The 12,518-nt window shown below is 64.6% G+C and carries 8 protein-coding genes; 6 read left to right on the forward strand and 2 right to left on the reverse strand.

The features are described from left to right. The first annotated feature begins 91 nt into the window (after window positions 1-91). Window positions 92-1,399, forward strand: a complete 1,308-nt coding sequence (locus P6U28_RS30685; protein ID WP_129145668.1) for an adenylate/guanylate cyclase domain-containing protein — start codon at window positions 92-94, stop codon at window positions 1,397-1,399. A gap of 183 nt (window positions 1,400-1,582) precedes the next feature. Here P6U28_RS30685 and P6U28_RS30690 read toward each other — a convergent pair whose 3' ends face one another. Next, window positions 1,583-2,389 carry an N-acyl homoserine lactonase family protein gene (locus P6U28_RS30690; RefSeq protein ID WP_122400473.1) on the reverse strand — a complete coding sequence of 269 codons (807 nt, stop codon included), beginning with the start codon at window positions 2,387-2,389 and terminating at the stop codon, window positions 1,583-1,585. 360 nt (window positions 2,390-2,749) lie between these two features. Here P6U28_RS30690 and P6U28_RS30695 point away from each other — a divergent pair, with 360 nt between their 5' ends. The 4 genes from P6U28_RS30695 (at window position 2,750) to P6U28_RS30710 (ending at window position 9,339) form a co-directional block, all read left to right on the forward strand. Then, the gene (locus P6U28_RS30695) at window positions 2,750-4,291 is read left to right on the forward strand and encodes a caspase family protein (RefSeq protein WP_209296351.1); all 1,542 of its coding nucleotides are present in this window, start codon (window positions 2,750-2,752) and stop codon (window positions 4,289-4,291) included. Between the two features lie 139 nt (window positions 4,292-4,430). Next, window positions 4,431-5,102 (forward strand): OmpA family protein, encoded by a 672-nt coding sequence (locus tag P6U28_RS30700; protein ID WP_164937188.1) that lies wholly within the window; start codon window positions 4,431-4,433, stop codon window positions 5,100-5,102. Window positions 5,103-5,260: 158 nt separating this feature from the next. Continuing rightward, a complete protein-coding gene (locus tag P6U28_RS30705; protein ID WP_129145670.1) occupies window positions 5,261-6,190 on the forward strand; it encodes an efflux RND transporter periplasmic adaptor subunit in 930 nt (309 codons plus the stop codon). Next, entirely contained in the window at window positions 6,190-9,339 is a 3,150-nt protein-coding gene (locus tag P6U28_RS30710) for an efflux RND transporter permease subunit (RefSeq protein ID WP_129145671.1), read from the forward strand. Before P6U28_RS30705 ends, P6U28_RS30710 begins: the two co-directional genes overlap by 1 nt. 23 nt (window positions 9,340-9,362) lie before the next feature. Here the strand turns inward: P6U28_RS30710 and P6U28_RS30715 are convergent, their stop codons facing one another. Further along, complete coding sequence (locus P6U28_RS30715) at window positions 9,363-10,037, reverse strand: Crp/Fnr family transcriptional regulator (RefSeq protein ID WP_407120417.1); 675 nt, start codon at window positions 10,035-10,037, stop codon at window positions 9,363-9,365. Window positions 10,038-10,273: 236 nt separating this feature from the next. On the opposite strand from P6U28_RS30715, the gene P6U28_RS30720 reads away from it, so the two are divergent. After that, entirely contained in the window at window positions 10,274-12,337 is a 2,064-nt protein-coding gene (locus P6U28_RS30720) for an AsmA family protein (RefSeq protein WP_129145672.1), read from the forward strand. Window positions 12,338-12,518: the final 181 nt, after the last annotated feature.

The following is a 12,518-nucleotide window of genomic DNA, read 5'->3' on the forward strand; positions in this document are numbered from 1 at the left end:
TCGCAACGCTAACCCATGAGTTTTCGCCACTCAGTTGCACTGCTTGGCCGTTAACCGTAAGCTACCGAGCGGGCTAGGCTTGAGGGAAGCCATGGTTGTCGAGACGCGCTATGTGACCAGCGGCGACGTCTTCGTCGCTTATCAAATATCCGGACAGGGCGGTCCGGACTTGCTCATGACACCGGGCTTTGTATCGCATCTCGAGCAGGCGTGGGAGAATCCCAACGTCGCGCGCTTCCTTAACGACCTCGGCTCGTTCTCGCGATTGATCCGATTCGACAAACGCGGCACGGGTCTCAGTGATCGTGGTGTCGGTGTCCCGCATCTCGATGAAAGGATCGACGATATCCGCGCCGTGCTCGACGCTGCGGGTTCTAAGAGGGCCTATTTGTTCGGTGTTTCGGAGGGTGGGCCGATGTCGATCCTGTTCGCGGCGACCTATCCTGAACGTGTCGCGGGGCTCATCCTGTTCGGCACGTATGCGCGCACGGTGGGTGCTTCCGTTCCGTTTGACGACTTTGCGACCCTGGAGCGCGATATCCGGTCCAACTGGGGAACCGGCAAAAGTCTGCCCAGTTTCTCTCCGTCGGCCGCCGCAATTCCCGGGGCCATGGAGCGCTTCGCCAAGTTCGAGCGCTCGGCGGCCAGCCCGTCTGATGTGATCAACCTGATGCGCATGAACCGCGAGATCGACGTAACGGCCATCCTGCCGTCGATCCATGTCCCTACGCTGGTCATGCATCGGCGCGACGACGTGCGCATTCGTGCATTCGCCGGCCGCGAGCTTGGAGAGAGAATTCCTCACGCGCGCTACATCGAACTTCCGGGTAGTGATCACCTCGCATGGTCAGGAGATCAGGATCGGCTTGTCGAGGAAATCAGACAATTCATGGGTGTGTCCGCTACCACCATCGAGGGCGATCGCGTCCTCTCGACCGTGCTGTTCACCGACATCGTCGATTCGACAAAGAAAGCCTCGTTGGTGGGCGACAGGCAGTGGCGTTCAACTCTGGAAGCGCACCATGCGGCGGTGCGTTCGGAACTGGAGCGGCATCGCGGACGCGAAGTTAAAACTACAGGCGACGGATTTCTGGCCCTTTTCGACGGCCCGGCGCGCGCCGTTCGCTGCGCCCAGAGGATCGTCAGCGCGGTGCGGCCGCTCGATCTCGAAGTACGGGCCGGCGTCCATACCGGCGAGGTTGAAATGATGGGCGACGATGTGGGCGGCATTGCTGTGCACATCGCAGCACGGGTAGCTCAGCATGCGCATGCGAGCGAAGTGCTGGCCTCGAGCACGGTAAAGGATTTAGTAGCAGGTGCCGGCCTCAAGTTCGTCGATCAGGGATCGGCCGAGCTTAAGGGACTTGCCGAGCCCATGCGCCTATTTGCAGCCGTCTGAATGAGCTTCGGTGTCGCCGATGCCGCCTTAGAAAGCTCAGACGTTATCGCCGATGTCCCTTTGTGGCCCACAACGCGCCTCCGGCGATGCTTGTTTGCGCACTGCTTCCAGGTGCACAGCGGATATCAGGCCTGACTGATCTGAGCCGCGCTTAGGACTTACAAGTAGACGCCCCGGATTCCATCACTTCGCAAACGACCGCGTCGGCGGCAGATGCAGTGCCCAGGCGTCGACCTTGTCGCTGGCGGGCGGATAAATCTCCGTCACGATCGGATCGTGACCGGGGATGAACCTGTCAGGATGGCCGGCGAGGCGCTCGATCGTCTCCCAGCCTGCGGCCATGTCGCCGACATTGTAGACGATCGGGAACGGGCTCCGGCGCTGGAGGTTGGCGTAGTAATGCGCGGCATCGGACGCCAGCACCACCGGCCCGCGCGCGGTCTCGACCTTCACCACCTGCAAGCCATCGGAATGGCCACCGACGCGATGCACGGTGACGCCGGGCGCGACCTCGCCGTCGCCGGAATGGAAGGTGACGCGCTCGCCATAGACATGGCGCACCATCAGCGTGACGTGCTCGACCGAGAATGGATGTCGCAGCAGTCCGTTGCACATGCAGCGGCCCGTCGCGTAAGCCATCTCGCGCTCCTGGAGATGGAAGCGCGCATTCGGGAAGCGGTCGAGATTGCCGGCATGGTCGTAGTGCAGATGCGTCACAATGATGTCGCGGATGCCGGATGCCGCGACGCCGAAACGCTCCAGCGCATCGACCGGATTGAGCGTCAGCTTGCGCGCCCGCGCGCTCGCCTCCTCGGCATTGAAGCCGGTGTCGACCAGGATGTCGCGACCGTGCCCTCGGATCAACCAGACGAAATAGTCGAGATCCTGCGCCGCACTGTCATGCGGGTCGGGCACGAGGAAGTTCATGTGGGGGGTGCGCGGCGACATCGTCGCATAGCGCAGGGCGTAGATTTCGTAGACGTTTCCCATGGTCTGCTTTTCTGAGTTGGATGTTGTGGGACCATCGAGCACACCAAGCCATCGCCGGCAGGAAAGGTCAAACGTGGGGCGTTGCGGAGGCAGGGCTGCAATGTGAGACCAATCACAGCTCCATCACCATGATGACCCCAGCATGCTGCCGATAGGATCGAACCAGGTCACCGAGTACTGTCATGACAACGGTCTATTCCGCCCGCGGCACGCCCCCTGCGTTGCCATCCATCGTCACGATAATGCCGAATCTCCAAGCGGTTGACGCCCCCCGTCCCCGGTTTGATAATGCAGGAAGCGTAAGTTAAGGTCGCCGCGGCGCAAGCTGGAACGGCGCCTTTTGGCTGGACCGCGCTGAATATGAAAATTCGCTTCTTTCTTCTTCTCTCCTTGCTCATCTCGCTCGTCCCGACTGCTCCATCGCTTGCGGCCGGTGACCGCTTTGCGCTGGTCATCGGCAACGCCAAATATCCGGACGCGGATGCTCCGTTGAAGGAACCGATCAACGATGCGCGCGACGTCGCCGATGAGCTCAAGCGGGACGGCTTTTCGGTCGAGATCGGCGAGAACCTGACCGGCGACGGCATGCGCCGTGCCTTCGACAAGCTCTACAGCAAGATCAAGCCGGGATCGGTGGCGCTGGTGTTCTTCAGCGGCTTCGGCATCCAGTCTGCGCGCCAGAGCTACATGCTGCCGGTCGATGCGCAGATCTGGACGGAGTCCGACGTGCGCCGCGATGGTTTCAGCCTCGAGACCGTCCTCGGCGAGCTCCACACCCGCGGCGCCGGCGTCAAGATCGCGCTGATCGACGCCTCCAGGCGCAACCCCTTCGAGCGCCGGTTCCGCAGCTTCTCGGCGGGCCTTACACCTGTCATCGCGCCGAACGGTACGCTCGTGATGTATTCAGCGGCGCTGGCCTCGGTGGTCTCGGATGCCGGCGGCGACCACAGCCTGTTCGTCCAGGAGCTGCTGAAGGAAATCCGCGTCCCCGACCTGATGGCCGAGGAGACGCTGAACCGCACCAAGATGGGCGTCACCCGCGCCTCGCGCGGCGAGCAGGTGCCGTGGATTTCCTCGTCATTGGCCGAGGATTTCTCGTTCACTCCGGGAGCCGGCGGATCGCGCCCCGCAACGCCACCGCCCGCACCTCCTGCTGCGCCGGCCGTCGTCGCCAACAACCCGCCGCCCGTTCCACCCGCGCCGCCGACACCAGCTCCGGCGCCGAAGCCGGCCGATGCTGCTGCGGCACCCGCGCCTGCTGCTCCACCTGCCCCCGCGCCTGCGCCGGCCCCACCGCCGAAACCGCAGATCGAGGCCGCCCTGCCCCCGCCGCCACCGCCGGTGAAACCGATTGATCCCGCTCCCGCACCGAGCACGGACAGCGGGCCCAGTGCCGCCGTCCTGGCTGACGATCCCACGATCAAGAGCCTCACCGCCAAGATCGCCGCCAATCCCGATGACGTGAATGCGCTGTATCGGCGCGGCCAGGTCTATGCCAGCAAGGGCGCCTACACGCTCGCCATCAAGGATTTTGACGATACCCTTCGGATCAATTCGAAGGATGTCGAGGCGCTGAACAACCGCTGCTGGACCCGCACCGTGGTCGGCGATCTCCAGGGCGCGCTGAAGGATTGCAACGAGGCGCTGCGGCTGCGGCCGAACTTCGTCGATGCGCTCGACAGCCGCGGGCTGGTCAACCTCAAGTCGGGCGCGGTGAAGAATGCCATCGCCGATTTCGACGCGGCCTTGAAGATCAATCCGCGCCTGACCTCCTCGCTTTATGGACGCGGCCTTGCCAAGCAGCGCAACGGCTCGGCCCAGGAAGGGGCGCTGGACATTGCCAATGCCAAGGCGATGGATCCGAACATCGTTCAGGAATTCGCAAGCTACGGAGTGCGTTGATATTTTTTTGAATGAGGCAGTCCAAGCCTCGAACCTTGAACAGCCCAGGGAAGACCAATGGGCGGATGCCGGAACAGGCCTTTTCGGCCTGTTGCTGGAATTTGAAATACGCGAGCTGGCTGCGCAGGAGGGACTGGCTATGAGATCGGCTGCAAAAGGGCTTACCGCGATTCTGTCCATCATCACCGTCGGCGCCGCGCTGTCACTGCCAAGCTCAGCTGCATTTGCGGGCGATGACGGCAACAGCAAGAATGTCACCGAGGACGAGATCGTCCGCGCGCTCGCGCCGGCGCCGAAGAAGCCCCTGACCCGCGGCCTCTCGATCGGCCCGCAGACGGAACCCGCGCCGAACGCAGCGGAGACCAAGCTGCTTCAGTCCGTGCGCGGCCGCTCGACGCGCTCATTGTCGTCGACCGAGCGCGAGGACATCGCGGCGGTCGCCAAGGACAAGCCGAACATCGATCTCGAAATCACGTTCGACTACAACTCGGCCAATATCAGCGCCAAATCGCTGCCATCAGTGCAGGCGCTCGGCCGTGCCTTGACCAGTCCCGACCTGAAGGGCTCGACCTTCGTGGTCGCAGGCCACACCGACGCCGCCGGCGGCGAAGCTTACAACCAGGACCTCTCGGAGCGTCGCGCGGATTCGATCAAGCGCTACCTCGTCGAGAAGTACAGCATCTCCGCGACCGATCTCGTCACCGTCGGCTATGGCAAGAGCAAGCTCAAGAATCCGAGCCAGCCGCTGGCGGAGGTCAATCGCCGCGTGCAGGTCGTCAACATGGAAAACAAGACCACCGCATCGAAGTGAGCACGGCATAATCCTTTGCAGTGACAAGTCGTGATGTGGTGTAAGGTCTCGCTGTCGAAGCGCGTCCCGCGGCCTTGCGGGACGCCGCTTTATTTCCGGGAAACGCTCTGTTTGGGCCTCGCGCGGATGGCCGTGAGCCAGGTCAGGATGATTCCGCGATGAATTTGACTGAATATCTCAAGCCGGCTGGAACCGTCGTGTTCGTCCTCGCGCTCGGCGTCGGCTATTATCTGTTCGAGCATCGGCGCCGCCCCGAGGTGAAGGAGACGCCAAGCACGGCGCTCGTCATCGTGACGAAGTCGACCAATGCCTGCTTCTCCGACCTGGTGCGGGTGACCGGCTTCTTCGTGCCGCGCCGCGAGGCGGTCGTCCTTGCCGACCAGGAGGGGGCCAGGGTCACCGACCTTCTGGTCACCGAGGGCACCGTCGTCGCCGACAACCAAGAGCTGGCGCGGCTGACTGCGCCGCCGCAGATTCCGGGCCAGCCGCAGCGGCCCGGCCCACAAGGCCCGGTCTCGCTGAAAGCACCCGCGCCGGGTCTCATCACCGAGGTCCGCACCGTCGTCGGCGCGCCGGCCTCGCCGCAGGCAGGTCCGATGTTCCGCATCGCCGTCAACAATGAGATCGAGCTCGACGCCCAGGTTCCGGCGGTGCACATGTCCAAGCTCAGCTCCGGCGCGACCGTGCGCATCAGCCGCGACGATGCGCCCGATTTGATCGGACGGGTCCGGCTGGTTGCGCCCGAAATCGACCGCGCCACCCAGCTCGGGCGCGTCCGCATCAGCGTCACCAACAATCCCTCACTGAAGGTCGGCGTGTTCGCCCGCGCCTCGATCGACGCCAAGCGGAGCTGCGGCGTTGCAGTGCCCAAGACCGCGATCGATCATCTGACGGTGCAGGTCGTCAAAGGCAACATTGTCGAGACACGCAAGGTGCGGGTCGGACTGTCGTCCGACAGCGCTACGGAAATCCTGGAAGGGCTCGAGGTCGGCGAAATCGTCGTGGCCGACGCCGGCTCTTCGCTCCATGACGGCGACCAGATCAAGACCATGTTCGCCGATGAACTCGATCGCACGCGGGTACGCTGATGGCTCTCAATATCTCGGCATGGTCTATACGTCATCCGCTGCCGTCCGCCGTTTTTTCGATCATCCTGCTGGTTCTGGGCTGGACCTCCTTCACCAAGCTCGCGATCACACGGCTGCCCTCGGCCGACATCCCCGTGATCTCGGTCGCGGTCTCGCAATTCGGCGCGGCACCGGCCGAGCTCGAATCCCAGGTCACCAAGACGGTTGAAGACGCGGTTTCCGGCGTCGAGGGCGTCAGGCACATCACCTCCTCGATCACCGACGGCCTCTCGGTCACCACGATCCAGTTCGCGCTCGAGACCAACACGGACCGCGCGCTCAACGACGTCAAGGACGCGGTGACGCGCGTGCGCTCCAACCTGCCGCAGAACGTCACCGAGCCGCTGATCCAGCGCGTCGACGTCATCGGCCTGCCGATCGTGACCTATGCCGCGATCTCGCCCGGCAAGACGCCGGAGCAGCTCTCCTATTTCGTCGACGACGTGGTCAAGCGCTCGCTGCAGGGCGTGCGCGGCGTCGCGCAGGTCGAGCGCATCGGCGGCGTCGAGCGCGAGATCCTGGTCTCGCTCGATCCCGACCGCCTGCAGGCGATGGGGCTTACTGCGGTCAATGTCAGCCAGAGCCTGCGCGGCACCAATGTCGACGTCGCCGGCGGCCGCGCCGAGATCGGCAAGAACGACCAGGCGATCCGCACGCTCGCCGGCGCCAAGACGCTGGGCGATCTCGCCGGCACCATGATCCCGCTGTTCGGCGGCGGCGAGGTCCGGCTCGACGATCTCGGCACCGTCACCGACACCATCGCCGATCGCCGCACCTTCGCCCGCTTCAACGGCGAGCCGGTGGTCGCGCTCGGCATCAAGCGTTCCAAGGGTGCCAGCGACGTGAAGGTGGCCGAGGCCGTGCAGAAGCGCATCGACGCGCTGAAAACCGCCTATCCCGACGTCGACCTGAAGCTGATCGACACCTCGGTCGAATACACCAAAGGCAATTACCATGCGGCGATTTCGACCTTGTTCGAAGGCGCCATCCTCGCCGTCGTCATCGTGCTGCTGTTCCTGCGCGACCTGCGCGCGACCATCATCGCCGCGATCTCGCTGCCGCTGTCGATCTTCCCGGCGTTCTGGGCGATGGACCTGCTCGGCTTCTCGCTCAACCTCGTCAGCTTCCTCGCCATCACGCTGTCGACGGGCATTCTCGTCGACGACGCCATCGTCGAGATCGAGAACATCGTCCGGCACATGAACATGGGCAAGTCGCCCTACCGGGCCGCGCTCGAGGCCGCCGACGAGATCGGCCTCGCGGTGATCGCGATCTCGCTGACCATCATCGCGATCTTCGCACCGGCGAGCTTCATGTCGGGCATCGCCGGACAGTTCTTCAAACAGTTCGGCATCACCGTCTCGGTGCAGGTGTTCTTCTCGCTGCTAGCCGCGCGCTTCGTCACGCCGGTGCTGGCCGCCTATTTCCTCAAGCACAGTTCGCATGCGGAGCCGCCGCCCGGCCGCATCCTGCGGTCCTATCATGGGATCGTGGCCTGGTCGGTGAAGCACTATTTCATCACGGTGCTGATCGGCCTCGGGATCTTCGCCGCCTCGATCTGGAGCATCACGCTGCTGCCGCAGGGCTTCCTGCCGGCCCAGGACAGCGCCCGCTCGCTGCTTGCGCTCGAGCTGCCGCCGGGCACCCAGCTCGCCTACACCGAAAAGGTCACCGAGGACATCGTCGCGCGCCTGCGCAAACGGCCCGAGGTCAAGAGCATCTTCGTCGACGGCGGACGCGTCCCGCCGGGAACCCAGGAAGTCCGGCGCGCAGCCCTGATCATCAACTACACACCCAAGGACAGCCGCGACATCACCCAGCGCGAGCTCGAATTCTCGATCAGCCAGGAGCTGGAGAACGTTCCCGACATCCGCTTCTGGTTCCTGGACGAGAACGGCCTGCGCGCGATCTCGCTGGTGGTGACCGGTGTCGACCCCAACATCGTCAACAACGTCGCGAGCGAGCTTGCGACGCAGATGAAGCGCATTCCCACCATCTCCAACGTGATCTCCGAGACCTCGCTGGAGCGCCCCGAGCTGCGCATCGAGCCGCGCGCCGATCTCGCCGCACGGCTCGGCGTCTCCACCGAAAGCCTGTCGCAGACCATCCGTGTCGCCACCATCGGCGACGTCGGGCCCGCGCTCGCCAAGTTCGACGTCGGCGATCGCCTGGTGCCGATCCGCGTGCAACTCGAGGATGCAGCCCGCGGCAATCTGAAGACGCTGGAGCAGTTGCGCGTGCCGCTCGGCGAGCACGGCGAGAAGGGCGGCGTGCCGCTCTCGGTCATCGCCGACGTCAAGCTCGACCAGGGTCCGACCAGCATCAACCGCTACGATCGTGAACGGCAGGCGACCGTTGCCGCCGACCTCGTCGGCTCCGCCGCGCTCGGCGATGCCACCAAGAAGATTTACGACCTGCCGGTGATGAAGACGCTGCCGAAGGGTGTGAAGGTCTCGCCCTCGGGCGATGCCGAAAGCCTGAACGAATTGTCGGACGGCTTCGCGACCGCCATCACGGCCGGACTGATGATGGTCTACGCCGTGCTGGTGCTGCTGTTCGGCACCTTCCTGCAGCCTATCACCATCCTGTTCTCGCTGCCGCTCTCGATCGGCGGCGCCATCGCGGCCCTGCTCGTCACCGGCAAGCAGCTCACCACGCCGGTGTGGATCGGCATCCTGATGCTGATGGGCATCGTCACCAAGAACGCGATCATGCTGGTGGAATTCGCCATCGAATCCATCCGTGCGGGCAAGCCGCGCGAGGAGGCCATGATCGACGCCGGCATGAAACGCGCCCGCCCGATCGTGATGACCACGATCGCGATGGCCGCGGGCATGATGCCGAGCGCGCTCGCCGTCGGCGCCGGCGGCGAGTTCCGCTCGCCGATGGCGCTCGCGGTGATCGGCGGCCTGATTTTCTCGACCATCCTGTCGCTGGTGTTCGTGCCCGCGATGTTCATGGTGATGGACGATTTCGGCGCCCTGATCTGGCGCTTCGCCAAGCGGCTGATCGTGCACAGCGAGGATGTGGAGGTTGCCTCTCATCACGACTCCGCACCGGCGCAGACGGCTTCGGCACCGAAGAGCGTCGCGCGGCCAGCTGCGGAGTAGGCTTACGAGGCGTGCTCGTAAGCCTACTCGTTCCGCGCGATCGCGGTCAGCTTGGTCATGTTCCGCAGCAAGATCCGGCCGCGCTGGAGATCGAGGATCGCTTCCTTGCGCCAGGCCTGAAGCTGGCGGTTGACGCTTTCGCGGGCGGCACCGACGAAGACGCCGAGCTGCTCCTGCGAGATATGGACCTCGGAGCCGAAATCGGCGGCGAGCGCGCAGAGCCGCCGCGCCAGCCGCACCGGCAGCGGCTGCAGCATGGATTCTTCCATGCGCTCGCTCTGCCAACGGATGCGCTGGCACAGCAGGGCGATGATCTTGATCGCGACCTTTGGCTCGCGCTCGAGGAAGCCGAGGAAATCGTCGCGCCGCAGCACGAACAATTCGCTGGCCTCGCCCGCGGTGGCGTCTGCCGTGCGGTTCTGGCCGTCCAGCACCGCGACCTCGCCGAACAGGTCGCCCGGCCCCATGAAATTCAGCGTCAGCCGGCTGCCGTCGGAGGCGCCGGTCTCGATGCGGACCTGGCCGCGACGCACGCCGAACAGCGCATCGCCGGGATCGCCCTTCTGGAACAGCAGCTCGCCGCTCCCCAAATGCTGCGTTTGACAGAGATTGGACAACCGCTGGAGCTCGTCTGCGCCGAGATCGGCGAACATCGGGTTCATCTTCAGGATGACCGCAAATTCGGCCTGCTTGCTCATTTCAATGTCCTTGTGAACGCCCTGGTCATTGTTCTCAGCAAATCGCTTGAAACCATCAACTTCAGGATCGCGTAAAACCGCGTCGGAGAAGTGTGTCATAAGTCACATAACTTTGCAGTACCCCCTGACTATTTTTACGCGCTTGGAGCCGCTTGCCGTCCGGGGATAAACTTAAGGCGCAAAGGACGGGCCATCTGGCGGGTTCGACGCCGATTGTCCGTCGTTGGAAAGTCGACATGAGAGCATTGAAATTCGTCGGCGGGGCTTTGGCCGCCGTCATCATCGTGATCGCACTCCTGCTCGTGGTCGGGATCCCCTCGGGCTTCCTGACCTCGACCATCGCCTCGCGGGTCGAGAGCGCCACCGGCTATCGCCTGTCGATCGACGGCACCACCAGGATCAGTTTGTGGCCGACGCTGAACATCACCTTGAATGACCTCACGCTTGCCGACCCCAAGGACCGCAGCGGCATCAGGCGCCTGACGATCGATAGCGTGCAGGCCGACATGTCGCTCGCCAGCGTCTGGTCGGGCCGCCCTGAGATCAGCGAGCTCGTCGTCGCCCATCCCGTTCTCTACCAGCCGCTGCTGCGTGAGCGCCTGCCGAATGCCGGCAGCCCGTCGAAGCCGATCGCGCTGGGCACCAATGCTGCCACGATCGACCGCATCAAGGTCACCGAAGGCGAAGTGGCGTTCTCGCGCCTGCGCGATCGTGTCGAGGGCCGCATCAGCGCCGTCAACGCCGAGGCGATCGTTGACCGCGACCGCAAGGTCAACATCACCGGCACCGCGCGCGTCGGCGAGCATCCGACCAAGTTCGACATCAAGGCAACCTCGCAGGCACTGCCGGCCGAACGGCCGACGGTTCCGGTGGATTTCGCCATCGACATGCCCAGCGTGCTGAAGTCCCAGCTCACCGCTCACGCCGAGATGCGGCTCAATGGCGATGTCGTGATGATCAACGGCGTGAATGGCAGGCTCGGCGACGGCGCATTCAACGGCTGGGCCTCGGTCGACATCGCGAGCAAGCCGCTGGTCAAGGTCGATCTCGATTTCCAGCGGCTCGCGATGCCCCTGGCGAAATCGCCGGACGGCGTGTCCGGGCAGCCCTGGAGCAATGCGCCGATCGACGTCTCCGGGCTCAACTATGTCGATGCGCAGGTGAGGATCTCCGCGAACGAAGCCGTGATCGGCGATGCGCGCATCGCGCCGCTGGCGCTCGACGCCAAGCTCGCCGGCGGCGTCCTGAAGGCCGGCACCGCCAATCTCGGCGTCTATGGGGGCCAGGTCTCGGGCGAGGTGGTCCTCGATGCGACCACGGGCGCGCCGAGCTTTGCGATGCATTCCGACCTCGTCGGCGTGCGCGCGCTGCCGCTGCTGCAGGGCCTCGCCGAATTCGACCGTATCGACGGCAAGCTGCAGGCCAAGCTCGCTTTGCGCAGCGCCGGCAACAGCCAGCGGGCGCTGATGGCGAACATGCAGGGCACGGCCTTCGTCAATTTCCAGGATGGCGCTATCCGCGGCATCAATGTCGCGCAGATGATCCGCTCGCTGACGACGAGCACGCTGTCCGGCTGGCAAGGAAACCAGGACCGAAACCAGGACCCCAGCCAGGAGCAGAGCACGGATCTGTCGCAGCTTTCGGCCTCCTTCCGCATCGACAAGGGTCAGGCGGTGACGACCGATCTCAATCTGATCGGGCCGCTGGTGCGCGTCACCGGCGCCGGCACGATCGCCCTCGACACCAAGATGATGGGCTTTCGCGTCGAGCCGAAGCTCGTGATGACGACCGAAGGCCAAGGCCGCACCTCCGAGCCCGTCGGCTTCGGCATCCCCGTGATGATCCAGGGCAGTTGGTCGCAGCCGCGGATCTACCCTGACATCGCCGGCGTGCTGGACAATCCGGACGCCGCCTATGCCAAGCTGCGCGAGATGGGCAAAGGCCTGTTCGGCCCCGACGGCGCCGGGCTCGGCAACATCCTGGGCAACCTCGGCAGCAACCTTGGGCTCGGCGGCACCACCGCGCCGGGCGGAGGCAATGCCAATCCGCAAGCCCAGCAGCCCGGGCAGAACAACCTGCTCGGCGGGCCCTTGGGGGAGGCGATCGGCAATCTGATTCAGCAGGGACTTTCCAATGGCACAGCAACCGGCACTGGCACCAGCCGCAGTCGCAGCCTGCCGGTAACGCCCTCCACACCGGCGCCGCAGGCCTCGCCTGCCCCAGCTCCGGAGGACCCGCCGCCTGCGCAGCAGGACAGTCAGCCAATGAACGACGTGCTGCGACAGCTCTTCAATCGTTGATTTGCGGGCTGGACCGGCTTGCTCGCCTGCGGCGTCCTCCGAACGGATGAGGCTGCGACAATTCACCACTCTGCTTCCTGCCCGGGAGTCCACAGGGAGTAACCACACCGGCCGCGCGACGGCCGCGCGACGCCCCTTGGCCCAAATTGTGGTAGAACGGCCCGGAAGGGGCTTTGCGGCC

Origin of the sequence: Bradyrhizobium sp. STM 3561, from assembly GCF_045571455.1 — a bacterium.
GTDB lineage: Bacteria > Pseudomonadota > Alphaproteobacteria > Rhizobiales > Xanthobacteraceae > Bradyrhizobium > Bradyrhizobium vignae.